Source organism: Leisingera sp. ABM4_060, assembly GCF_056158765.1.
Window position 1 is genome coordinate 3447842 of record NZ_JBSWTX010000001.1, and the last position, 22288, is coordinate 3470129.

24 protein-coding genes and 1 tRNA gene are annotated in these 22288 nt (G+C 61.8%); 15 read left to right on the plus strand and 10 right to left on the minus strand.

Features of this window, described 5'->3' with window-relative positions; genetic code table 11:
- Positions 1-8: 8 nt before the first annotated feature.
- Genes ACXAEH_RS16605 through ACXAEH_RS16615 form a run of 3 tightly spaced genes read left to right on the plus strand, consistent with a single transcriptional unit; the run spans position 9 to position 1613 of the window.
- Positions 9-416: a PTS sugar transporter subunit IIA gene (locus ACXAEH_RS16605; RefSeq protein ID WP_475034329.1), complete on the plus strand. Its 408-nt coding sequence runs from the start codon at positions 9-11 to the stop codon at positions 414-416.
- Complete coding sequence (locus tag ACXAEH_RS16610; RefSeq protein WP_475034331.1) at positions 417-686, plus strand: HPr family phosphocarrier protein; 270 nt, start codon at positions 417-419, stop codon at positions 684-686. It begins immediately after the preceding gene.
- Between the two features lie 33 nt (positions 687-719).
- Positions 720-1613: a lysophospholipid acyltransferase family protein gene (locus ACXAEH_RS16615; RefSeq protein WP_475034332.1), complete on the plus strand. Its 894-nt coding sequence runs from the start codon at positions 720-722 to the stop codon at positions 1611-1613.
- A 93-nt stretch (positions 1614-1706) separates the two neighbouring features.
- On the opposite strand, the gene ACXAEH_RS16620 is transcribed toward ACXAEH_RS16615, so the two are convergent.
- The gene (locus ACXAEH_RS16620) at positions 1707-2582 is read right to left on the minus strand and encodes a 3-hydroxybutyryl-CoA dehydrogenase (protein WP_475034334.1); all 876 of its coding nucleotides are present in this window, start codon (positions 2580-2582) and stop codon (positions 1707-1709) included.
- 153 nt (positions 2583-2735) lie between these two features.
- Between ACXAEH_RS16620 and ACXAEH_RS16625 the strand changes: the two genes are divergently transcribed.
- The gene (locus ACXAEH_RS16625) at positions 2736-3557 is read left to right on the plus strand and encodes a DUF6473 family protein (protein ID WP_475034336.1); all 822 of its coding nucleotides are present in this window, start codon (positions 2736-2738) and stop codon (positions 3555-3557) included.
- 83 nt (positions 3558-3640) lie between these two features.
- Here the strand turns inward: ACXAEH_RS16625 and ACXAEH_RS16630 are convergent, their stop codons facing one another.
- From ACXAEH_RS16630 to ACXAEH_RS16655, 6 genes are all read right to left on the minus strand, one after another.
- A complete protein-coding gene (locus ACXAEH_RS16630) occupies positions 3641-4570 on the minus strand; it encodes an electron transfer flavoprotein subunit alpha/FixB family protein (protein WP_475034338.1) in 930 nt (309 codons plus the stop codon).
- Entirely contained in the window at positions 4570-5328 is a 759-nt protein-coding gene (locus ACXAEH_RS16635) for an electron transfer flavoprotein subunit beta/FixA family protein (protein ID WP_039125518.1), read from the minus strand. Before ACXAEH_RS16635 ends, ACXAEH_RS16630 begins: the two co-directional genes overlap by 1 nt.
- Before the next feature lie 293 nt (positions 5329-5621).
- Complete coding sequence (locus ACXAEH_RS16640) at positions 5622-6194, minus strand: cob(I)yrinic acid a,c-diamide adenosyltransferase (protein WP_475034340.1); 573 nt, start codon at positions 6192-6194, stop codon at positions 5622-5624.
- 6 nt (positions 6195-6200) lie between these two features.
- Positions 6201-6404, minus strand: coding sequence for a twin transmembrane helix small protein (locus ACXAEH_RS16645; RefSeq protein ID WP_475034342.1), 204 nt, complete (start codon positions 6402-6404; stop codon positions 6201-6203).
- A 73-nt stretch (positions 6405-6477) separates the two neighbouring features.
- Positions 6478-7308 carry an SDR family NAD(P)-dependent oxidoreductase gene (locus tag ACXAEH_RS16650; RefSeq protein ID WP_475034343.1) on the minus strand — a complete coding sequence of 277 codons (831 nt, stop codon included), beginning with the start codon at positions 7306-7308 and terminating at the stop codon, positions 6478-6480.
- A 34-nt stretch (positions 7309-7342) separates the two neighbouring features.
- Positions 7343-7960 (minus strand): SH3 domain-containing protein, encoded by a 618-nt coding sequence (locus ACXAEH_RS16655; protein WP_475034345.1) that lies wholly within the window; start codon positions 7958-7960, stop codon positions 7343-7345.
- Between the two features lie 228 nt (positions 7961-8188).
- On the opposite strand from ACXAEH_RS16655, the gene parC reads away from it, so the two are divergent.
- From parC to tuf, 3 genes are all read left to right on the plus strand, one after another.
- Complete coding sequence (parC, locus tag ACXAEH_RS16660) at positions 8189-10537, plus strand: DNA topoisomerase IV subunit A (RefSeq protein WP_475034347.1); 2349 nt, start codon at positions 8189-8191, stop codon at positions 10535-10537.
- Between the two features lie 128 nt (positions 10538-10665).
- A complete protein-coding gene (locus ACXAEH_RS16665) occupies positions 10666-11253 on the plus strand; it encodes a hypothetical protein (RefSeq protein WP_475034349.1) in 588 nt (195 codons plus the stop codon).
- Between the two features lie 124 nt (positions 11254-11377).
- The gene (gene tuf / locus ACXAEH_RS16670; RefSeq protein ID WP_475034351.1) at positions 11378-12553 is read left to right on the plus strand and encodes an elongation factor Tu; all 1176 of its coding nucleotides are present in this window, start codon (positions 11378-11380) and stop codon (positions 12551-12553) included.
- Between the two features lie 210 nt (positions 12554-12763).
- Here the strand turns inward: tuf and ACXAEH_RS16675 are convergent, their stop codons facing one another.
- Positions 12764-13450, minus strand: coding sequence for a lysophospholipid acyltransferase family protein (locus tag ACXAEH_RS16675; RefSeq protein WP_475034353.1), 687 nt, complete (start codon positions 13448-13450; stop codon positions 12764-12766).
- Positions 13451-13626: 176 nt separating this feature from the next.
- Here ACXAEH_RS16675 and ACXAEH_RS16680 point away from each other — a divergent pair.
- Positions 13627-13702, plus strand: a tRNA-Trp gene (locus ACXAEH_RS16680).
- An 83-nt stretch (positions 13703-13785) separates the two neighbouring features.
- Here the strand turns inward: ACXAEH_RS16680 and ACXAEH_RS16685 are convergent.
- Positions 13786-15918, minus strand: coding sequence for an O-linked N-acetylglucosamine transferase, SPINDLY family protein (locus ACXAEH_RS16685; protein ID WP_475034355.1), 2133 nt, complete (start codon positions 15916-15918; stop codon positions 13786-13788).
- 202 nt (positions 15919-16120) lie between these two features.
- Between ACXAEH_RS16685 and secE the strand changes: the two genes are divergently transcribed.
- Together secE and nusG are read left to right on the plus strand one after the other, a co-directional pair.
- Entirely contained in the window at positions 16121-16318 is a 198-nt protein-coding gene (secE, locus tag ACXAEH_RS16690) for a preprotein translocase subunit SecE (protein WP_039165547.1), read from the plus strand.
- Positions 16319-16532: 214 nt separating this feature from the next.
- Positions 16533-17066, plus strand: a complete 534-nt coding sequence (gene nusG, locus ACXAEH_RS16695; RefSeq protein WP_475034357.1) for a transcription termination/antitermination protein NusG — start codon at positions 16533-16535, stop codon at positions 17064-17066.
- Between the two features lie 184 nt (positions 17067-17250).
- On the opposite strand, the gene ACXAEH_RS16700 is transcribed toward nusG, so the two are convergent.
- Positions 17251-18165, minus strand: a complete 915-nt coding sequence (locus ACXAEH_RS16700) for a hypothetical protein (RefSeq protein WP_475034358.1) — start codon at positions 18163-18165, stop codon at positions 17251-17253.
- 267 nt (positions 18166-18432) lie between these two features.
- On the opposite strand from ACXAEH_RS16700, the gene rplK reads away from it, so the two are divergent.
- The 5 genes from rplK to rplL all read left to right on the plus strand — a co-directional run bounded on the left by rplK (position 18433) and on the right by rplL (position 22078).
- Complete coding sequence (gene rplK / locus ACXAEH_RS16705) at positions 18433-18858, plus strand: 50S ribosomal protein L11 (RefSeq protein ID WP_039134872.1); 426 nt, start codon at positions 18433-18435, stop codon at positions 18856-18858.
- A gap of 1 nt (position 18859) precedes the next feature.
- Positions 18860-19558, plus strand: a complete 699-nt coding sequence (gene rplA, locus ACXAEH_RS16710) for a 50S ribosomal protein L1 (RefSeq protein WP_475034360.1) — start codon at positions 18860-18862, stop codon at positions 19556-19558.
- A 190-nt stretch (positions 19559-19748) separates the two neighbouring features.
- Positions 19749-20729, plus strand: coding sequence for a Hint domain-containing protein (locus ACXAEH_RS16715; RefSeq protein ID WP_475034362.1), 981 nt, complete (start codon positions 19749-19751; stop codon positions 20727-20729).
- A 374-nt stretch (positions 20730-21103) separates the two neighbouring features.
- Positions 21104-21622, plus strand: a complete 519-nt coding sequence (gene rplJ, locus ACXAEH_RS16720; RefSeq protein ID WP_475034364.1) for a 50S ribosomal protein L10 — start codon at positions 21104-21106, stop codon at positions 21620-21622.
- An 81-nt stretch (positions 21623-21703) separates the two neighbouring features.
- Entirely contained in the window at positions 21704-22078 is a 375-nt protein-coding gene (gene rplL / locus ACXAEH_RS16725) for a 50S ribosomal protein L7/L12 (protein ID WP_039165540.1), read from the plus strand.
- The last annotated feature ends 210 nt before the right edge of the window (positions 22079-22288 follow it).

Sequence of the window (22288 nt, forward strand, 5' to 3'; positions counted from 1 at the left end):
AGGCCGGGTTGATCGGAATTGTGATCGTAGCGCATGGCGGGCTGGCAAGGGAGTACCTCGCCGCAGTGGAACACGTTGTGGGTCCGCAACCCAATCTCATGTCGATTGCCATTGCTCCGGAGGACGACCGGAACGGCAAGCAGGATGAAATCTGCGCGGCTGCCAATTCCGTCGACAGCGGCGGCGGCGTCGTGGTCGTGACGGATCTGTTCGGCGGCTCTCCTTCAAACCTCAGTCTCAAGGCCTGTGCGCCGGCGGACCGCCGCATTCTCTATGGGGCGAATCTGCCGATGCTGATCAAACTGGCGAAATCCCGCCACCTGCCGGTCGCCGACGCGGTCCGGCAGGCAATGGAGGCCGGGCGCAAATACATCAACGCGCAAAACGTAAACCCTGACGGGGAGCAGGCACATTAAATGGCTCTGAAGACGCTGAAAATCATCAATGAAAAGGGGCTGCACGCCCGCGCCTCGGCCAAGCTGGTGGAGGTGGTCGAAGGCTTTGACGCCACGGCAGAAGTCACCCGGGACGGTCTCTCGGCCTCTGGGGACAGCATAATGGGGCTTTTGATGTTGGCAGCCTCGAAAGGAACGACTATTGACGTCGAGACTTCGGGGCCCGATGCAGATGCGCTGGCGCATGCGCTGGAAGCCCTGGTGTCCGACAAGTTCGGCGAGGGGTACTAGGCCCAGCCGGCCAGCGGAACGGGAAAAGGCACATTGGCGGATACCGCACACGACAGGAACACCGGCGTTGCGCCGGAGGCCGCTGATCAGACGGGGGAGGTCTATGACCGCCGCACGCTGACCTATGCCAATTCCTTTGACGACCGCTGGACATCTTTGGCGATCAAGGCCATCGAATGGCTGACCGGCAAGCTGACCATTCTGCGCATGGTCAGCCGGTTCGAAAAGCAGAATGCCGAATACCGCGGGCAAAAGTTCTGGCGCGGTGCGCTCAATGTGATGGGCATCAATCTGCAAACCCCCGAAGAGCAGATCAACAACATTCCCGCCGATGGCCCGGTGGTGATTGTCGCCAACCATCCGCACGGAATGGTCGACGGCATGATCTTTGCCGATCTGATCGGCCGCCGCCGCCTGGATTACCGCATCCTGACCCGCTCCGTGCTGACCGGGCTGGACGAGGCGGCCACGTCATTCATGATCCCGGTGCCCTTCCCGCATGATCCCGAAGCGCAGCGCAAGATGGTCGATATGCGGGCCAAGACCATGGCTTTCCTCAAGGAAGGCGGCGCGGTGGCGCTGTTCCCGTCGGGGGTGGTGATGTCCTCCGACAGCTGGTTCGGCCCGGCCATAGAACGTGAGTGGAACGTCTTTACCGCCCAGCTGATCCGCCGCTCGGGCGCGCGGGTGGTGCCGATCTTCTTCCCCGGCAACAACTCGCGCTGGTACCAGATTGCCTGCCAGGTCTCTCCGATCCTGCGCCAGGGCCTGCTGCTGCATGAGATCGTCCGCTCCTGCAACAAACCGCAGGCGCCGGTGGTCGGTAAACCGCTGACCGATGAGCAGATGGCGCAGCTGCAAAGCGACCCGCGCGGCTTCATGGCCTGGCTGCGTGAACACACCCTGAGCCTGGGCAAGCAAGGCTGATCCTGGATCCGCTTCTTCTTCTGGCCAGAAATATCCCGGGAGTGAGTTGGCCGTCAGGCCAAGAGGGGCCGGCCCCCTCCCGAACCTTGCCAATCAGCGTGTCGGCACCGGGGTTTCTCCGCGGTAGTCGTAGAACCCGCGCTGGGTCTTCCGGCCCAGCCAGCCGGCCTCGACATATTTGGTCAGCAGCGGGCAGGGGCGGTATTTGGTGTCGGCCAGCCCGTCGTGCAGCACGTTCATGATCGCAAGGCATGTGTCCAGGCCAATGAAATCCGCCAGCTCCAGCGGCCCCATCGGGTGGTTGGCGCCCAGCTTCATCGACTCGTCGATCGACTTTACCGACCCCACGCCTTCATAGAGCGTGTAAACCGCCTCATTGATCATCGGCATCAGGATCCGGTTCACGATGAAGGCGGGAAAATCCTCGGCACTGGCCGAGGTCTTGCCCAGCCGCGCCACCACGTCCTGGCAGGCAGTGAAGGTGGGTTCGTCGGTGGCGATGCCGCGGATCAGCTCCACCAGCTGCATCACCGGTACCGGATTCATGAAGTGGAAGCCCATGAAACGCTCAGGCCGGTCAGTGCGGCTGGCCAGCCGGGTGATCGAAATCGACGAAGTATTGGAGGTCAGGATTGTATGCGGTTGCAGATGCGGCTGCAGGTCCTCGAAAATGGCCTGCTTCACGGTCTCCCGCTCGGTGGCTGCCTCGATCACCAGGTCGGTTGCGCCCACATCCGCCAGCTTCAGCGATGGCACGATTCGGGCCAGGGCGGCCTTCATGTCCGCCTCGGCGACCTTTCCCTTGCTCACTTGGCGGGCCATATTCTTGTGGATGACGCTCAAGGCTCCGTCCAGCGCCTGCTGGCTGACGTCATTCAGCACAACCTCATACCCGGCCAGTGCCAAGACATGGGCAATGCCGTTGCCCATCTGCCCGGCGCCGATCACTCCAACCTTCTGAATTTCCATGCCTCAGGCTCCTGAAATATCTGCGGCAACCTTACTGGCGGGGGAAGGGCGGGCACAAGGGCGGCTGCAGCGGATTTGAGGCAAATTCTCACTTTAGGGAAATTGCAATGCTTCCCCGCCAGAGTGAGTCTCGGGTGAAAAATTGGTGGTGAAATGAGCTATGAACTCAAAAGCGCCGGGGCGCTTTCGGGAGAACCATGCAGATATGGAGACTCCAGGCTGCTGGTCCGGGGGCCGGAGCGGGCTCTGAAGGACCCCTATATTGCCTTTCTCGGCGGAACCGAAGTCTACGGGCGATTCGTTGAATTTCCCTTTGTCGATGCATTGCAAGCTCAGCTTGGCATGGACTGCATCAACCTGGGCAGCGTGAATGCCGGGCTGGACAGTTTCGTGCAGGACGGAACCCTGACCGGAATCGCCCGGCACGCGCATGTTTCCGTTCTCCAGATGCTGGGGGCGCAGAATATCTCGAACCCTTATTACCGGGTGCATCCGCGCCGCAACGACCGTTTCCTGCAAGCCCACCCGGCACTCAAGACACTCTACCCGGAGGTGGATTTCACTGAGTTCCACTTCAACAAGCACCTGCTGTGCACCCTGCGCGACATCTCAGGTCCGCGCTTTGAGCAGGTGCGCGAGCAGCTGCAGCGCAGCTGGGTAGAACGTATGAGCCTGCTGATCGAACAGCTGGATGGCCGTGTGCTGCTGTTGTGGCTGCGTTATGAGCTGGATGCGGACGCCGGGTTCCCCGAGGAACCGGTTCTGGTCGACCGCGCCATGGCGGACGCGCTACGCCCGAAGGTCCGGGGCATTCTCGAATTCCGCGCCGAATCCGCCGCTGCTGCGCGGGATATTGCCGGCATGGTTTTCGGACAGATGGAACTGCCCGCGGCCCGCCACATGATCGGCCCCAAGGAGCATCAGCGGATCGCCACCGCGCTGGCGGATCAGCTGACACCGCTGGTTCAGCAGTAGCAGTCTCTGCCTCCAATTCCCCGCAACAGAAAAAGGCCCGCCAGATGGCGGGCCTTCGTTTTGGTCAGCTATCAAGCGGGAGATTAGCCCAGCTTGCCGGTCAGTTCCGGAACCGCTTCGAAGAGGTCTGCAACCAGGCCGAAGTCTGCAACCTGGAAGATCGGTGCTTCTTCGTCTTTGTTGATTGCCACGATGACCTTAGAGTCCTTCATGCCGGCCAGGTGCTGAATGGCGCCGGAGATGCCGATGGCGACATAGAGGTCCGGAGCAACAACCTTGCCGGTCTGGCCAACCTGCCAGTCGTTCGGAGCATAGCCCGAGTCGACCGCCGCGCGCGATGCGCCAACAGCGGCGCCCAGCTTGTCGGCCAGGGTTTCGATCAGTTTGAAGTCTTCCTCGGAGCCAACGCCGCGGCCGCCGGAAACAACGATGCCGGCCGAGGTCAGCTCTGGGCGGTCGCTTGCCGCAACTTTGTCTTCAACCCACTCGGACAGGCCCGGGTTGTCAGCGGCAGAGATGGTTTCCACGGATGCGGAACCGCCTTCGCCGGCTGCGTCGAAGGACGCGGTGCGGATCGAGACGACTTTCTTGGCGTCGTTCGACTTCACGGTCTGGATCGCGTTGCCGGCATAGATCGGGCGCTCGAAGGTCGAGCCGTCGACAACGCCGGAGACGTCCGAGATCACCATCACGTCCAGCAGCGCAGCAACGCGCGGCAGAACGTTTTTGGCGTCGGTGGTGGCCGGAGCAACGATGTGCTCATAGTCGGACGCCAGGCCTGCGATCAGCGCTGCGGTCGGCTCCGCCAGGCGGTGGCCCAGCGATGCGTCCTCGGCAACCAGAACCTTGGCAACGCCAGCGATTTTCGCGGCTTCGGCACCGGCGTCTGCAGCAGATGCGCCAGCGGCCAGAACGGTCACGTCGCCCAGTTTAGAGGCTGCGGCCACGGCTTTTGCGGTTGCGTCCAGCGCCAGGGCGCCGTCGGTCACTTCAGCAAGGAGAAGAACAGCCATTACACAGCCCCCGCTTCTTTGAGTTTCTCGACCAGTTCGTCAACCGAGCCAACCACGATGCCTGCGGCACGTGCCGGCGGCTCTTCGGTCTTGACGATTTCCAGGCGCGGCGTGACGTCGACGCCGTAGTCGGCGGCGGTTTTCTCGTCCAGCGGCTTTTTCTTCGCCTTCATGATGTTCGGCAGCGACGCATAGCGCGGCTCGTTCAGGCGCAGGTCCACGGTGATGATGGCGGGCATCTTCACGGAGATGGTCTGCAGACCGCCGTCAACCTCGCGGGTGACTTTTGCGGTGTCGCCTTCGATGTCCAGCTCGGAGGCGAAGGTGCCCTGGGACCAGCCCAGCAGCGCCGACAGCATCTGGCCGGTGGCGTTCATGTCGTTGTCGATTGCCTGCTTGCCGCAGAGCACGACGCCGGGCTGCTCTTCCTCGACCACTTTGGCCAGGATTTTTGCAACGGCCAGCGGCTCGATGTCGGTGTGCACGTCGTCGGCAGCAACCACCAGGATTGCGCGGTCCGCGCCCATGGCCAGGGCGGTGCGCAGAGTTTCCTGGGCCTGCTTCACGCCGATCGAAACTGCAACCACCTCGTCAGCCTTGCCGGCTTCTTTCAGGCGGATGGCTTCTTCGACAGCGATTTCGTCGAAGGGGTTCATCGACATTTTCACGTTGGCGAGATCGACACCGCTGCCGTCCGCTTTGACGCGGACCTTCACGTTGTAGTCAATCACGCGCTTGACAGGCACAAGTACCTTCATTTTGCGTTCTCTCCTTAACAAACGGCAAGCCGCCAGCGGCGACTCCCCTTTATGCTCTCGCAGCGTTGATACCGGCTGGTGTGACGCCGTAACAGGGCAAAATCGTCACGTTAGCGCACGCCGACGTCGCGTTTGCGCATTTGAGGCATCAATTTTGCAAGAATGTTTCCTGACGGAAAATTGTTCCGGCCGACGCCGCAAACCCCGGCGGCAAAGGCGCACCGGGGCAGGCGTTTTCAGGGGAATTCAGGGCTGGCTGGGCGAATCAGATGCCTGGCAATGCGGCCGGGGTGTCAGCGATTGGCGCCGGGCACCCAAAGGACATCGTCCTTGCCGCCGTTGTTGGCCACACGCGCCGCAACAAAGAACCAATCCGACAGCCGGTTCAGGTATTTCACCGCCGCCTGATTCACGTCCTCAGCAGTGCTCAGCTCGGTTGCCATACGCTCGGCACGCCGGGCAACGGTGCGGCAGACATGCAGATGGGCCGCCAGCTTTGAACCGCCCGGCAGGATGAAGCTGCGCAGCGCCTCCAGGTCCTTGTTCATCACGTCGATTTCGGCTTCCAGCCGCTCGACCTGCGCCACGGCGATGCGCAGCGGCGGATATTCGGCCTCGGCGTCCTTTTCCATCTCCGGGCGGCACAGATCGGCGCCCAGGTCGAACAGGTCGTTCTGGATGCGGCTGAGGGCTGCGTCCATCTCGCCGCCGGCTTCAAGGCGTGCCACACCGACAAAGGCGTTCAGCTCATCCGAGGTTCCATAGGTGTTCACCCGGGCCGAGTGCTTGGCCACACGGTCGCCGTTGCCCAGGGCGGTCTCGCCCTTGTCGCCGGTCCGCGTGTAGATCTTGTTCAGAACGACCATTGCCAATTATCCTCCCTGGCTTTGCAGGTAGATGTAGGCCAGCAGCAGAACCACCGCAATGAATTGAAACAGGATGCGCAGGCGCATCATCTTGTTGGCGTTCTTTCGGTTGAACTCGCCGCCCTTGCCAAAGCCGCCGATGCCGATGACCAGTGCCAGGACCACGGCGGCCATGGCGGCCAAACCCAGATAATACAGCGGATTGCTCATCCCATCCCCCATGCGCGTCTGTTCCGTTGCTTTCCTCTACCCTGCGCACGGGCAGATGGCGACCGGGAATCGGCTAACCCAGCTTCACCAGGATGCGGTCAATTGCCCTAGTGCTGAGGATCCGGCGCAGGAAACCGGCAATATGGGTCGGTGTGGTCACGTAATAGCGCGGGCGCGGCCGTCGGGATTTGCAGGCATGGGCCAGCTTGGCAGTGACGGCAGAGGCGGGCAGTTCAAACGTGTCCGGGCCCTTGCTCTCATACAGCCGTTTCAGCAGGCGCGTCTCGTAGAGATCGCGCAGCGGCGAAGACTTCCAGTCGATGAACCGCTCAAAATGCGGAATGGATTTCTCGCGTATTTTCGAGGTCACCGGTCCCGGCTCGATCAGCACCATGTGGATGCCGGTGCCCTGCAGCTCGACCCGCAGTGTGTCGGTCAGCCCCTCCAGTGCGTATTTCGTCGCCACATAGGCGCCGCGCCAAGGGAAGGAGACAAAGCCCAGGATCGACGAATTCTGCACGATCCGCCCGTGCCCCTGTTTGCGCATCACCGGAATCACCTGCCGGGTCAGCTCGTGCCAGCCAAAGAAATTGGCCTCGAAGATCGTGCGCAGCGCTTCGGTCGGCAGGTCCTCCACCGCGCCGGGCAGCCCATGGGCGCCATTGTTGAACAGCGCATCCAGCGTGCCGCCGGTGGCCTCCAGCACCTCGGCGAGGCCTGCACTAATGCTGGCTGGCTCGGTGTAGTCGATCCGCGGGCTTTCAAACCCTTCCGCCCGCATCCGGTCGCAATCGCGTTTCTGGCGGCAGGAGGCAAACACCCGCCAGCCGCGTTCCCGCATGCCGCGCGCCGCATCCAGACCGATCCCCGAGGAGCAGCCTGTAATCAGGATGGTTTTTTTCATGTTCGCGCCCTTTGCCCGGATTGCTCCGGTGCCGTTATGGGCGTTTCTTGCTCACCAGGGAAGCCGCAATCCAGCCGACATGCCCCTTGGCCGGGGCCCGCAGATGCAGCCAGCCGGTGCCGCTGTCTTCGATCACGATGACCTCATCCCCGCCCAGCAAGCGGGTGATTACCGGATAATTGGTGCCTGGCCCTTGCCGCATGTTCACCCGTGATGCGCGGACACTGCGGCGGTCCAAAACGGCCTCCGGCTCCGGCTGCACGGTTTCCACGATGTCGGCAGGTGCTGCCGTGATCGCCGCCAGGCCGCCATCAAGCGATGCCAGTTGCAGGCCGCCTGGGGCCGGCTCGCTGGAAAAGGCTGTCTGAGTCGACGCAAGGACGCCGGACGCGCTGGCCAGATGTTCGGCTGCGACCCGCTGGCGCAGGGCCGGGTCCGCAGCCGGGCGGTGGGGCGCTTGAACCTGCGACCGGCGGGTCAGCACCGGCTGCACAGTCAGCGCAGCTGCGGTGATTCTCACAGGCTGAGCCGCGGCAGGCAGCGCCGCCGCTACCGGCTCCGGCCGTTTGGGCGGTTCAAAATCCGCCCCTCCGCTCAGCTCGTAAAATCCCCATCCGAGGAAGGCAAATGATACCAGAACAAATCGCGACATAACCCGGTCCCCCCAGACCAACTTAAGGCAGCTGCATGAGAAAATGGATTTCCAGTACAAAAACGACCGGCGCAGCTGCCCGGTCCCTCTATACCTAGTGCATGTTAACGGCCAGGAAACAGGGGAGAGACGCGCCGCTTCTCCCCGTGCACTGGCAACCAGGCAGAGGTGTGCGAATTTCGCGCGCGCCCGCTTTACCAATTCCGGCAGCGGCAGTATCACCGATGCATGACCGACCTGGTAGAAGACCCCGACATGCCGTCCGCCCCTGCAAGTGGCGAAATCCGCGAACCGCTGCGCCGCGCCATTGGCGAGCGCTATCTGACCTATGCGCTCAGCACCATCATGCACCGGGCGCTGCCCGATGCCCGCGATGGTTTGAAACCGGTGCACCGGCGGATCCTCTATGCGATGAACCGGCTGCGGCTCAGCTCAACTGGGGGATTCCTGAAGTCGGCGAAGATCTCCGGCGATACCATGGGCGACTTCCACCCCCACGGCGATGCCGCGATCTATGACGCGATGGCGCGCCTGGCGCAGGATTTCAACGTTCGCTACCCGCTGGTTGACGGCCAGGGCAACTTTGGCAACATCGACGGCGATAACCCGGCTGCCTCGCGCTACACCGAGGCGCGGATGACCTTCATCGCCGAGGCGATGCTGGAGGGCCTCAACGAGGACGCGGTTGATTTCCGCGACAACTACGACGGCCGCCTGCAGGAGCCTGCGGTTCTGCCCGCGACCTTCCCGAACATCCTGGCCAACGGCGCGGCCGGCATCGCGGTAGGCATGGCTACCAACATCCCGCCCCACAACATCGCCGAGCTGATCGACGCCTGTATCCACCTGATCAAGACACCGGATGCCCGCGACGACACGCTGCTGAACTACGTGCCGGGCCCCGATTTCCCGACTGGCGGCATCATCGTCGAACCGAAGGAAAACATCGCCAAGGCCTACAGCACCGGCCGCGGGTCCTTCCGCCTGCGCTGCAAGCACGAGGTCGAGGACCTGGGCCGCGGCCAGTGGCAGGTTGTAGTCACCGAGATCCCTTATCAGGTCCAAAAGTCCAAACTGATCGAAAAGATCGCCGAACTGATCCAGACCAAGAAGGTGCCGATCCTCGCCGATGTGCGCGACGAATCGGCGGACGACATCCGCATCATTCTGGAACCCAAGTCCAAGAACGTGGACCCCGAGGTTCTGATGAACATGATGTTCCGCAATTCGGACCTGGAAATCCGCTTCAGCCTCAACATGAACGTGCTGATCGACGGTGTGACCCCCAAGGTCTGCTCGATGAAGGAGGTGCTGCGCGCCTTCCTCGACCACCGCCGCGACGTGCTGCAGCGCCGCTCGCGCCACCGGATGGAAAAGATCGACCACCGGCTGGAAGTGCTGGAAGGCTTCATCATCGCCTTCCTGAACCTCGACCGGGTGATCGACATCATCCGCTATGACGAGGACCCCAAGGCGGCGCTGATCCGCGAGGACTGGAGCAAAGACCACCCGCGCGCCTTCACCGAGGCGGAGTATATGACTCCGGCCCAAGGCGTTGGCGAGCTGACCGAGGTCCAGGCCGAAGCCATCCTCAACATGCGCCTGCGGTCTCTGCGCAAACTGGAAGAAATCGAACTGACCCGCGAGCGCGACGCGCTGCGCGAGGAGCGCGCTGGTCTGGTCGAATTGCTGGGTTCGGAAGAGCTGCAGTGGACCCGCATCACGGAGCAGCTGAAAGAGACCAAGAAGCAGTTCGGCAAAACCTACGAAGGCGGCGCCCGCCGCACCCGCTTTGCCGAGGCCGGCGAAGTGGAAGAGGTGCCGCTGGAAGCGATGATCGACAAGGAGCCGATCACCGTGGTTTGCAGCCAGATGGGCTGGATCCGCGCAATGACCGGCCACATCGACCTGACCCGCGAGCTGAAATTCAAGGACGGCGACGGCCCACGCTTCATCTTCCACGCGGAAACCACCGACCGGCTGCTGGTCTTTGGCTCCAACGGCCGCTTCTACACGCTGTCGGCGGCGAATCTGCCCGGCGGCCGCGGCATGGGCGAACCGGTGCGGCTGATGGTCGACCTGCCCAATGAGGTGGAAATTGTCGATCTGCTGATCCACGACCCGGAAGGCAGGCTGCTGGTTGCCTCCGACGCAGGCAACGGCTTCATCTGCGCCGAGAAGGAAATCGTCGCCCAGACCCGCAGCGGCAAGCAGGTGCTGAACGTCAAGGACGATGACCGCGCCAAGATCTGTATCCCTGTTGAGGGCGACCACGTGGCCATCGTCTCGGAAAACGGCAAGTTCCTGGTGTTCTCGGTTGAGGAGATGCCGGAACTCACCCGCGGCAAGGGGGTGCGGCTGCAGAAGTACAACATGGCCCGCGGCAAGCAGGGGTCGCTGGAACTGGACGGCGGCCTCAGCGACATCACCACCTTCAACTGGGACGAGGGGCTGAAATGGGAAATGGGCGGCGGCAAGACCCGCCACGAGGCCGACCTGACCCAATGGCTCGGCAAGCGCGCCGGCGTCGGCAAACGCCCGCCGCATGGCTTCCCGCGAGACTACAAGTTCAAGTAAGGCCGCAGTGTTCTGCCTATTGCCTGTGCCCCTCGCGCCACCAGCGCGGGGGTTGCTGATTGCAGGCCTTTACCGGCCGCGCTTTGCCCGGCTATCTGGGCTGGACTGAACTCCGTGGGGGACCATTGATGATCCGCATTCTCTCTCTGCTGTCCGGGCTGGCCCTGCTCACCGCTTGCGGCGAAACCAGCCTGAACGAGGCGCCCGAGGATCTGGGTGTTTTCCAAGCGCGGGTTACCCATGTTTACACGGAAAAGGCGCTGCAGTGGCCGCTGTCCCGGGACGCGGAGCACAGCGAATGGACCGCGCCCATGAAAAATGCAATCGACACCCGCCTGCGTCGCTATGAGGGGACGCAGGAGTATGACGTGGCGGTGACGCTCGAAGGCTTCATGCTGGCCCCGCCCGGCGTGCCGGTTCTGTTTTCGCCAAAAAGCGCGGTGGTGGTGAATGTCTTTGTCTATGACGTTGCGGAAGAGAAATTCCTCGCCAAGAAGCATCAGATGGAAATCTTCGAAAGCACCACCGGCGAAAGTGCTCTTCTGGGCTCCGGCCATGCCCGCACCAAGGAAGAGCAGATCCAGGGCCTGGCCATCAATATCGCCGACAAGGTCGAAGAGTGGATGGCGGAACAGCACAAGGAAGAGGGCTGGTTTGCGCCGCGCCCGGCCGGGGAAGCCGCAGATGGGCCCGTGCCGGACAGCACGGACAGCTGAGGCGCGCGAATTCCGCCGCTGTCAAGCAGGAACGGGTTGATTTTTCCGGCCAAACCAAATAATCCGCCCGCGCAGAGGAAACCGGGTCAAAGTTGACCCCTCATTTCAAAAGGGCGCCTAAGGAATGGCAAAGGAAAAGTTTGAGCGTAATAAACCGCACGTCAACATCGGCACCGTCGGCCACGTTGACCACGGCAAAACCACGCTGACCGCGGCAATCACCAAATACTTCGGCGACTTCAAAGCCTACGACCAGATCGACGGCGCGCCGGAAGAAAAAGCCCGCGGCATCACCATCTCCACCGCCCACGTGGAATATGAAACCGACGCGCGCCACTACGCCCACGTCGACTGCCCCGGCCACGCCGACTACGTCAAGAACATGATCACCGGCGCGGCCCAGATGGACGGCGCGATCCTGGTTGTGAACGCAGCCGACGGCCCGATGCCGCAGACCCGCGAGCACATCCTGCTGGCGCGTCAGGTCGGCGTTCCGGCCCTGGTTGTCTTCATGAACAAAGTCGACCAGGTCGACGACGAAGAGCTGCTGGAGCTGGTGGAAATGGAAATCCGCGAGCTGCTGTCCTCCTACGAGTTCCCGGGCGACGATATCCCGATCGTTGCAGGCTCCGCTCTGGCGGCGATGGAAGGCCGCGACGCCAACATCGGCGAAGACAAGATCAAAGAGCTGATGGCGGCCGTGGACGAATACATCCCGACCCCGGAGCGCGCGGTTGACCAGCCGTTCCTGATGCCGATCGAAGACGTGTTCTCGATCTCCGGCCGCGGCACCGTTGTGACCGGCCGTGTGGAGCGCGGTGTGATCAACGTTGGCGACGAAATCGAAATCGTCGGCATCAAAGACACTTCGAAAACCACCTGCACCGGCGTGGAAATGTTCCGCAAGCTGCTGGACCGCGGTGAAGCCGGCGACAACATCGGCGCCCTGCTGCGCGGTGTGGACCGTGACTCCGTCGAGCGCGGCCAGGTGCTGTGCAAGCCGGGTTCCGTGACCCCGCACACCAAGTTCGAAGCCGAAGCCTACATCCTGACCAAGGAAGAAGGCGGCCGCCACACCCCGTTCTTCGCGAACTACCGTCCGCAGTTCTACTTCCGCACCACCGACGTGACCGGCACCGTGACCCTGCCGGAAGGCACCGAGATGGTGATGCCGGGCGACAACCTGAAGTTCGCGGTTGAGCTGATCGCGCCGATCGCGATGGAAGACGGCCTGCGCTTCGCCATCCGCGAAGGCGGCCGCACCGTCGGCGCCGGCGTCGTGTCCAAAATCATCGAATAAGGATTTTGGACCAGTGGGCGGCAGGCGGTTTTCGCTAGAAAACTGCCGGGAGCCCACTCGGTAATGTTCTGCGAAAGGCCGCCTTCGGGCGGCCTTTTTGCATTGCGGATACCGGAAACCGGCGCGGTTTCCGGCCATGAAAAATCGATTTTTTATGGCCGTTTTCCGCGTCGAAAAACGGCGGGCCCGGGCTGAGGAGTGTTTTCTGCCTTAGCCGCTGCGCCCTGCGGCTGTGTCGGCCGCGTCCGTAATGGTGTCCAGTGACTGCTCCAAGCTTTGGCGCAAGGCCTCAGCTTCGCCGTCGCTGGGCTTTTTCGGCACCTCGTCGGTCCATTCCCGGCACATCAGCACACCGCGCGAAAACGGCAGCGGCAGCATCTGCTGGTCCCAGGTCGGCAGCTTGATCACTTTCTTTTCGGCAAAAGCCACCGTGAACACCCGGCAACCGGTCATCCGGGCCCAGACGACCGGCACGGTCGAGGATACGCGCGCCGGCCCGCGCGGCCCGTCCGCCGCGATACCGATAGAGCAGCCCTCCCTGGTGCGCCGCAGCACCTCGCGCGACAGGGCGACATGACGTTTATGGCTCGACATCGGAATGGTCTCAAATCCCAGCCGGACCAGGATCTGGCCCGCGAGCCGCCCGGCGCGGGCGGCTGAAGTCAGCGCGCAGATACGGCCCAGCGAGGTGTCGAACAGGTAGGGTGCCATGATCAGCCGCTGGTGCCAAAGCACAAAGATCACCGGTTCGCCGCGGCGCACGCAGGCGTCCATGTCCTCAAATCCGCTGCGTGTCCAGCGCGAGGTGCGGAAGGCGAATCGCACATAGGCGGCAAACAGCCCCTCAATGGCGCGGTTGACCTTGGGGCTGTCGGCGATTTTCTTTCTCAGGCTCACGGATACCGGCTCATTCTTGCAAGGCGGCCAGGGCGTAGGCCCGGCAATTCAACCCCTCTTACTGCATGGCCCGGCCGCGTCAAAGCCTGCGGCCGGAATTCCGGTTTGCCATGCGCAGAAAATCCGCTTTTGCTCTTGCCAGCGCAGTCCGGCTGCCGTAGGACATGCCGCACCACAGGGGTATAGCTCAGTTGGTAGAGCGACGGTCTCCAAAACCGTAGGTCGCGGGTTCGAACCCTGCTGCCCCTGCCAGTTTCCAACCCGCAATCCGGTCTTTGCAAACCAGCCTGTTCAGGCGGGTCCGGATGGGTGCACCCGGACCGCACATGCGCTGATCAGGACAGGGTCAGATGGTCCGGCGCCAACCCTTGCAGGTGGCGGTCGTAGACTGCGTCAAACGCGGCCTCGACCTGGCGGGTGGCTTCAACCGGTTTGAACAGGGGTGCGGTTTTGTGCTGCTCCTGCAATTTGCTGCGCAGGGCCGTGCAGGCCTCAGGGCTGGAAGCAAGCCGGACGGCGGTTGCCTCATACTCCTCAGCGCTGGCTGCGATCAGCTCTGGCAGACCGGCGGCCTGCAGCAGGCTGGCCCCGGTGCGGGCTGCAAACTGCTGGCCGGGCAGGGAGAGAACCGGCAGGCCGGCGGCCAGTGCTGCACGGGCAGTTGTGCAGGCATTGACGGTGAAAGTGTCCAGGAACAGATTGGCCAGCGGCAGGCGGGTCAAGAGCTCCGGCAGCGGCATCGGCGGGGCAAAGATCAGCCGGTCAGGGTCGATGCCGCGCGCCGCAGCGCTGCGGCGCAGGTTCGAAATGGCATGTTCGCCATTGTCCTGCAGCCAAAGCACGCTGCCGGGGGAGCCGCCCAGCAAGCGCATCCAGATATCGAATTCCCTCCGAGAGATATTGGCTCCGCTGGCAAAACTGCAGAATACGAACCCTTCATCCGGCAGGCCGCAGCCGGCCCGGTCAAGCCCGCTCGAAGCAGCCGTCGCGGGAGATACCGCCATGTGGCCTTCCGGCAGGCGCAGCAAAAATTCGTTGTGGTAGCGTTCGCTTCCTGGCGGGCACACGGTGGCATCGCTGACCAGGTAATCATAGGCGGCGGTGCCAAGGGTTCCGGAGTAGCCGGGATAGGCGATGTGCAGCGGTGCCAGGCGGGCGGAGAAGAGATTGGGGCGGCTGCCCCGGGCATAGCCGGTGAGATCCACGGCGATGTCCAGGCTGTCTGCCTTGACCGAAGCCGCCATAAACTCCGAAGGTGCGCTATCCAAGTTCCGCAAGCAGGCAACCTGGCGGCCGATTTCCGCGGCTGCCTCCGGGGCCAGCTCCGGGCCGGTGGCGTAGGCATAGATCTCAAAGCGCCCGGTATCGTGCGCTGCAAGCATGGCGGAATGCTGCTCCATCACGGCTGCCGCCTCGCGGCTGGTGAAGATGTATCCGATCCGCAGCCGCTGCGGCCGCTGCGGGAGAGGCGGCGCAGTTTGCAATTGTGCCGCGTGAAACAGATCGCTTGCATAGGCCTGGGCGCGGGCGCGCAGCAGATCGGGATTGTCTTCCATTAGCATCAGCGCGCTGGGATCGCAGCCGCCGCCCCGCAGACCAAGCAGGCGGCGGCAGTCTTCGTATTCCTGCTCCCAGCGCCAATCGTTGAGCATGGCCAGCACATGCAGGCGCTGAGTGCGGGCGCGATCATCGGATGGCGAGATCTGCAGGATCTTGTCAAAACACGGGAGCGCATCCGCATACCGGCCTTCCTCCTTGCGCAGCAGTCCCAGCTGGAAATGCGCTTCGCTCAGAGCGGGGTTGAGGCGGGCGGCCTGTTCGTAATGCTGCCCGGCGTCCGCCGCGGCCCCTTGTGCGCGCAAATGCGAGGCCAGGGCCAGGTGGACGGAGGCGTCCTGCGGTGCCAGTGCAACCGCTTTCTGCAAGGCTGCCGCGGCTTCAGCCGTGCGGCCCAGCTGCGGCAGCACTTCGGCCATGCTGCGCAGGGCGGGCAGGCAGCCGGGGTCCAGCGCCAGCGCCTTTTGGAACAGGGCCAGCGCGTTTTCCAGCTCATCCCGGGCAATTTGGACGCGGCCCATGGCGGCATAGGTTCCGGCCGCCTTGGGATCCATCCCGCAGGCCTTGTTGAGGCAGGTCGCGGCGTTGTCCAGATGGCCGGCAGAGAGATGGCAGCGGCCCAGGAAATCCCACAGGAAATGCGAATCGCGGAAGGTTTTCAGCAGCGCGCCGCAGCTTTCCGCGGCATCGAAATGACGCCCGGCGGCCAGGGCGGCCTCCAGCTCAGCCTTGGTGTCGGCAGAGGGCTCCCTTTGGGCGCGCAGGCGGCCGCGCAGCAAGTCCAGCGCCTCCAGCGCGCGTTCGTTCTTGGGGTTGCGGGCCAGAATTCCGGAATAGGCCAGCACGGCATCTTCGAGTTTGGAATCGCGTTCGAGCTGTTCCGCTTGGGAAAGGGAGTATGCAGGGGTCATGGCATCTGATCTCACTGAAACACACGGGTTATGCCCACGCGGCACGTTGGCTGCCGGGGCTGCTGGATTCAGTTTTGCAGGAAGTGGATTAAAATTGGATTGACCGCTCCGGCCCAGGTTGCCATGCGGCCGGGGCAGGGCTTGAATTTACCGGCGCCAGGGGTTAAATCGCCTGCACTGCTAGCAGAGAGACACCCCCAGTATGGCGACTATCAACCCAGTTCAGTTCATTCAGCAGGTCCGTGCCGAAGTGTCCAAGGTCGTCTGGCCGACCCGGCGCGAGGTGCTGCTGACCACCGTCATGGTGTTCATCATGGCGGCGCTTACAGCGGTGTTCTTTGCGCTGGTCGATTTGCTGATCCGCTGGGGCCTGCAAGGGCTCCTGGGGATGTTCGGCTAAGCCTGCGGCAGACGACCGGCTTCAGGGCAGCCGTTGCTGCGCGGCACTTGATCTTGCCAGCAATGGGCGGTACCTGAACCCTAAGATTTGAGGCGGGCGTGCGGCGATTCGGGTTGCACGCCGCTTTTTGTTGGAGAGCGCAGCTTTGGCTGCAACAGGATGATCAGGCGGCGGCACGGCAAGGGCCGGCCCGGCAACACAAGGACGACGGTTCATGGCGAAACGGTGGTATTCGGTCAGCGTTCTTTCGAACTTCGAAAAGAAAATCGCAGAGCAGATCCGCACCTCGGTCGCAGAACAGGGCCTTGAGGACGAGATCGACGAGGTTCTGGTCCCCACCGAAGAGGTGATCGAGATCCGCCGCGGCAAGAAGGTCTCGACCGAGCGCCGCTTCATGCCCGGCTACGTGCTGGTGCATATGGAAATGTCCGACCGCGGCTACCACCTGATTTCCTCGATCAACCGGGTGACCGGCTTCCTCGGCCCGCAGGGCCGCCCGATGCCGATGCGCGACGCCGAGGTGCAGGGCATCCTGGGCCGCGTCGAGGAAGGCGTTGAGGCGCCGCGCACCCTGATCAGCTTTGAGATCGGCGAGAAGGTCAAGGTCAACGACGGCCCGTTCGAGGATTTCGACGGCATGGTGGAAGAGGTCGACGACGACAACCAGAAGCTCAAGGTCACCGTGTCGATCTTCGGCCGCGAGACCCCGGTCGAGCTGGACTTTACCCAGGTCACCAAGCAGGGGTGATTTGCTGCGGGCTGGTTGCCCGCGCTAGAGAATTCGAGGCGCCGCGTTGTTTTGCAACGCGGCGTTTTTGTGTGTTTGACGGTTTGCGGGCAGAGTCGCCGCTCTGTGCGGGGGGGGCATGGGATCCGCAGAACGTCCGCTTTGAGTTGTAAGTGGTGTGGGATTGCTGCCTTGGATAAGGGTGCTACTGTTTTAGAAGATTGGCGTGCATCTGGTACAAGGCACCTAACATTTCTGCAGGGCACTGCAGAGAATTCTGCTTTAGTTCATTTCGACAATATGCTGACAACCTTAAGAGCAGGAAGGTTTCACTCTTGTCAAAAAAGTCCTGCGAAGCCTGCATCTGTGGGTAGCTCAGTGTGGTAACAGCCGGGTGCACAGCAAATGACAGCGGCGTTGCGATGTTAATGCAGTCCCTCCTCTTGGAGGCTGCCATGTGTCTATCAATCACTAGAACAAAAGCAGAGATCGCGTTTGAACTGTCTATGCTCCAATTTGCGAAGCACCCTTGGCCTTGCTTTCTCAGGCCTGCTTTCAGAATTGACCGGGCCGACGTGTCGGCATCTGCAAAGTTAAATGAGATTTCCTCTCCGTACAGTGTAGAGCCTTGCCCCACAGTCCTCTCGCTAAGGTTCTCGAACATTACAATGTAATTCGCACCCGGACCAACGCTGGATCTAGGTGCAAATGCGTCGGAAATCTTTCCGGCAAACTTCATGTCGACAGCTGCATGGTCGGATAAGACGTCGACCATAGAAACTGCATGCAATACTTGAGCATCAATTCGTGGGCTCAACACGTCCAATGTAATTTCATTGGCCCAATGGCTTAATGTAAGCGCACTACTCGGGCCTTGACGCAAATATCTCGCCGTGGGTTGCGACAGGTCGGACGTCAATTCTTGACTAGCCGCCATTGCCCCCACGGACGACACTGCACTTGAAAAGAGAACCGGCCAGAGCCGCTTCTTCGCTTTCCCAGCAAGTATTGCTATAGCTTTCGACATCCTGCCACTTTGGTTGGAAACATTTTTGTCAGGTCCGCCGTGCATCGCTGCCTCCATTAATGAACTCTGGTTGCCACAAAACAATCCACTCACACTAAATGTCCGGTTTCATGCCTTTGTTACGTGCTGCACCGGCAAAAGACTACCAATTGGCTAAGGGCTGCAAAATAGGCTCGAGACCGTGGTTCCGAATTCAGCGGCCCCGCCCACTTGCCAACCCCACCGTTCCCCTGTACATGCCGCCTCTATCGTCTTCGGGCGAGATTCTCTCGTGGGAGATGGACGGATCGCGATCCTGAAATCCGACCACGCAACATTCTCCGGGCGGAACGCGTTCCGTCCTCGTTGAAAGGACACCAAATGGCTAAGAAGCTTGTTGGTTCGATGAAGCTGCAGGTTCCTGCAGGTCAGGCAAACCCCTCTCCGCCCGTCGGCCCGGCCCTGGGTCAGCGCGGCATCAACATCATGGAATTCTGCAAGGCGTTCAACGCCAAGACCGCAGACATGGAGCCCGGCGCGCCGTGCCCGACCGTGATCACCTACTATCAGGACAAGTCCTTCACCATGGACATCAAGACGCCGCCCGCGTCTTACTACCTGAAGAAGGCTGCCAAGGTGAAATCCGGCGCGAACAACCCGTCGCGTGAAACCGTCGGCACCGTGTCCGTGGCCCAGGTGAAAGAGATCGCCGAAGCCAAGATGAAAGATCTGAACGCCAACGACATCGACGCGGCAATGCAGATCATCCTGGGCTCGGCCCGCTCCATGGGCATCGAGGTGAAGTAAGATGGCAAAGCTCGGTAAACGCACCCGCGCCGCGCGCGAAGCTTTCGCAGGCAAAGAAAACCTGTCCGTGGAAGAAGCAGTTGCCCTGGTGAAAGCCAACGCAACCACCAAATTCGACGAGACCGTTGAGATCGCCATGAACCTGGGCGTCGACACCCGCCACGCAGACCAGATGGTCCGCGGTGTGGTCGGCCTGCCGAACGGCACCGGCAAGGACATGCGCGTTGCTGTCTTCGCCCGCGGCCCGAAAGCGGATGAGGCCAAGGAAGCAGGCGCAGACGTCGTTGGCGCCGAAGACCTGATGGAATCCATCCAGGGCGGCAATCTCGACTTTGACCGTTGCATCGCAACCCCGGACATGATGCCGATCGTCGGCCGTCTGGGCAAAATCCTGGGCCCGCGCAACCTGATGCCGAACCCGAAGGTCGGCACCGTGACCATGGACGTGAAAGCGGCCGTGGAAGCAGCCAAGGGCGGCGAAGTTCAGTTCAAGGCGGAAAAAGGCGGCGTTGTGCACGCAGGCGTCGGCAAAGCGTCGTTTGACGAAGCCAAGCTGGTCGAGAACATCCGTGCCTTCGTGTCGGCTGTGGCCAAGGCCAAGCCGTCGGGCGCTAAAGGCGCCTACATGAAAAAGATCAACCTCAGCTCGACCATGGGTCCGGGCATCACGGTTGACGTGGACAACGCCGTCACCGAGTAATCGGGCGGTATTGCCAGACTTCGAAGCCCCGGGTGCCAAGGTGCCCGGGGCTTTTCTGTTGGCGGATTGAGCAGGCTGCCGCAAGGCAGCTTTCCGCTGTTGTCATTGCCTGGCCCTCCTCACGGAGATTCTATCTGGGTAACCTTGGGTTAACTCTTGCTCGCATGTCATCGGAGGTTATTTGGGGCAAATGGTACTTCGCAGTTTTTTCGCCCAGGACAGCTCCAGCCTGGTGGTTGCCTCGAGTTCAAACGGCTCAATCATCGGCAGCCCGGTTATCAACAACTCGGACACGCCGAACGGAACAGTATTCACCTATTCCGGCGGCAGCGGCACCCAGGTCACGCTGGACGATACGGGCGGCGGCCGGAACCGTTTCAACGATGACCGGGAAGACGACCATGTCATCACCGATGGCGGCGGTATTGTCGCGGACGGGGCGGAGGTGGAATCCGAGTCGCGCATTCTGGTCAGGGCGCTTGACGGCAGCGGCAATCCGACCGGGCCGGAGATCACCATTTATGTCTTTTCGCAGGGCGGCCAGACGTCAAACGTCTGGGGTTATGCAACCAACGCGCCGCTGGAAAGCGGGACATCCTACGTTAAAACCGGCGGGTCGAACTCGGGGACGTCGAATTACTCCGACTACATCACCTGTTTCGGTGCGGGGACGCTGATCGAGACCGCTTCCGGCGTGACCGCGGTCGAAGATCTGATCAAGGGGCAAAAAGTGTGGACCAGGGATGCGGGCTTGCAGCGGCTGCGCTGGATATCCTCCACCAGGGTCCAGGGCGTTGGCGCCTTTGCCCCCGTGGTGTTCGCGCCCGGGGCGATCGGCAATACCAGCGAACTGCTTCTGTCCCAGGAGCACCGCGTGCATCTGGAGCTGGCAGTGGCCGAAATGCTGTTCGGGCGCGCGGATGTGCTGGTGGCGGCCAAGCACCTATGCGGCCTGCCTGGCGTTGAGATCCGTGAACAGCGCAGCATCTGCTATTACCACTTCATGTTCGACCGCCACCACATTGTGAGATCCAATGGTGCGCTGACCGAAAGCTTCTTCCTGTCGCCAGGATCCTCGCCCCGCTGCGCAGCGCGCAGCGCAGTGAACTGCTGGCGTTGTTTCCCTCTTTGGGGCAGGGAATGGACGGCTTTGGGGGAACGGCGGCGATGACCCTCAGCGCGGGCGAGGCGAGGGTGCTGCGGAACTGCCTGCAGCAGGGGGCTTTCATGGCCGCGGGCTGAGTGGCTGAAAATGCCGGGCTCCGCGCGTTTCCCCCTTGGAAAACCCGTAAAATAGGAATAACTACGGCCTGGAGATAAAGCGTGCGATTCGTCGTGCGCTTTATTTCATTTCGTCCAAGATGGTGGGTGGCCTCTCGATCGGGTCTTAATTTCCCTCCTGAGACGGGTAAGACCAGGAAGATCGAGGGTTTTCATTCCCTCGGGCGACTTTGGCTCATCCCGTAAAACGGACCTGAACGCCGGGCCATCTGGTTCGGCAAATATGAGCCGGGATGTGTAAGCATCCCTAACTTGGAGAGAACTGTGGATAGAGCCCAGAAAGAGAAAGTGGTCGAGGAACTCGGCCAGATCTTCGAAAGCTCTGGCGTCGTGGTGGTAGCTCACTACGCCGGTCTGACAGTTGCCGAGATGCAGGATCTGCGCGCGCGTGCAAGCGACGCGAACAGCTCCGTGCGTGTTGCCAAAAACAGGCTCGCCAAAATCGCCCTCGAGGGTAAGCCGTGTGAAAGCATGGCCGACCTGCTGACAGGGATGACCGTTCTGACCTACTCCGAAGATCCCGTGTCCGCCGCCAAGGTGGCCGAGGATTTCGCCAAGGATAACAAAAAGTTTGAGATCCTCGGCGGCGCAATGGGTGAGAATGCTCTGGACCGCGCAGGCGTCGAAACCGTGTCCAAAATGCCGTCCCGCGACGAGCTCATCGCTCAGATCGCAAGCTGCATTGGCGCACCTGCTTCGAACATCGCCGGCGCAATTGGCGCACCTGCAAGCAACATCGCAAGCATCCTTTCGACCATCGAAGAGAAGGCGGAAGCTGCGTAAGCGGTTGGCACTGAATGACTGGCGTGGGGTGAACGCCCGCACGTTGGAACACACATACTGTAAACGGAAAGAGCTGATACAATGGCTGATCTGAAAGCACTCGCAGAAAGCATCGTGGGTCTGACCCTGCTGGAAGCACAAGAACTGAAAACCATCCTGAAAGACGAATACGGCATCGAGCCCGCAGCTGGCGGCGCAGTTGTCATGGCAGCTGGCGGCGACGCCGGCGGTGCAGCTGAAGAAGAAAAGACCGAATTCGACGTCGTTCTGAAGAACGCCGGCGCTTCCAAGATCAACGTGATCAAAGAAGTCCGCGGCATCACCGGCCTGGGCCTGAAAGAAGCCAAAGAGCTGGTCGAAGCAGGCGGCAAGATCAAAGAAGGCATCGACAAAGCCGAAGCCGAAGAGATCAAAGGCAAGCTGGAAGCAGCTGGCGCAGAAGTCGAGCTGGCCTAAGCCCGTCTTCTGGTGCATCGCTGATGCATCGAAATTTGGCTGGGTCCGGATTTTTCCGGGCCCAGCCGAACCTGTCTTAGAAAGGGCCCTAAATTCCGGGGCGTTTTTTCAGGCGAGGTTCAAGGGATCGGGAGGCTGCCTTCGGGACGGTGGCCATGAATTGATCCGAACACGCTGTCTCGTATGGGCAAGGTGCCGGGGCCCGGCGGC

Bases quoted from the DNA above. Each gene is read 5' to 3' on its own strand.
- secE (WP_039165547.1), top strand. From the start codon at position 16,121: ATGGCGACTATCAACCCAGTTCAGTTCATTCAGCAGGTCCGTGCCGAA.
- ACXAEH_RS16685 (WP_475034355.1), bottom strand. From the start codon at position 15,918: ATGACCCCTGCATACTCCCTTTCCCAAGCGGAACAGCTCGAACGCGAT.
- ACXAEH_RS16645 (WP_475034342.1), bottom strand. From the start codon at position 6,404: ATGAGCAATCCGCTGTATTATCTGGGTTTGGCCGCCATGGCCGCCGTG.
- rplA (WP_475034360.1), top strand. From the start codon at position 18,860: ATGGCAAAGCTCGGTAAACGCACCCGCGCCGCGCGCGAAGCTTTCGCA.
- ACXAEH_RS16640 (WP_475034340.1), bottom strand. From the start codon at position 6,194: ATGGTCGTTCTGAACAAGATCTACACGCGGACCGGCGACAAGGGCGAG.
- rplK (WP_039134872.1), top strand. From the start codon at position 18,433: ATGGCTAAGAAGCTTGTTGGTTCGATGAAGCTGCAGGTTCCTGCAGGT.
- rplL (WP_039165540.1), top strand. From the start codon at position 21,704: ATGGCTGATCTGAAAGCACTCGCAGAAAGCATCGTGGGTCTGACCCTG.
- ACXAEH_RS16650 (WP_475034343.1), bottom strand. From the start codon at position 7,308: ATGAAAAAAACCATCCTGATTACAGGCTGCTCCTCGGGGATCGGTCTG.
- ACXAEH_RS16715 (WP_475034362.1), top strand. From the start codon at position 19,749: ATGGTACTTCGCAGTTTTTTCGCCCAGGACAGCTCCAGCCTGGTGGTT.
- ACXAEH_RS16630 (WP_475034338.1), bottom strand. From the start codon at position 4,570: ATGGCTGTTCTTCTCCTTGCTGAAGTGACCGACGGCGCCCTGGCGCTG.
- ACXAEH_RS16625 (WP_475034336.1), top strand. From the start codon at position 2,736: ATGAGCTATGAACTCAAAAGCGCCGGGGCGCTTTCGGGAGAACCATGC.
- tuf (WP_475034351.1), top strand. From the start codon at position 11,378: ATGGCAAAGGAAAAGTTTGAGCGTAATAAACCGCACGTCAACATCGGC.
- ACXAEH_RS16635 (WP_039125518.1), bottom strand. From the start codon at position 5,328: ATGAAGGTACTTGTGCCTGTCAAGCGCGTGATTGACTACAACGTGAAG.
- ACXAEH_RS16610 (WP_475034331.1), top strand. From the start codon at position 417: ATGGCTCTGAAGACGCTGAAAATCATCAATGAAAAGGGGCTGCACGCC.
- ACXAEH_RS16665 (WP_475034349.1), top strand. From the start codon at position 10,666: ATGATCCGCATTCTCTCTCTGCTGTCCGGGCTGGCCCTGCTCACCGCT.
- ACXAEH_RS16620 (WP_475034334.1), bottom strand. From the start codon at position 2,582: ATGGAAATTCAGAAGGTTGGAGTGATCGGCGCCGGGCAGATGGGCAAC.
- parC (WP_475034347.1), top strand. From the start codon at position 8,189: ATGACCGACCTGGTAGAAGACCCCGACATGCCGTCCGCCCCTGCAAGT.
- nusG (WP_475034357.1), top strand. From the start codon at position 16,533: ATGGCGAAACGGTGGTATTCGGTCAGCGTTCTTTCGAACTTCGAAAAG.
- ACXAEH_RS16655 (WP_475034345.1), bottom strand. From the start codon at position 7,960: ATGTCGCGATTTGTTCTGGTATCATTTGCCTTCCTCGGATGGGGATTT.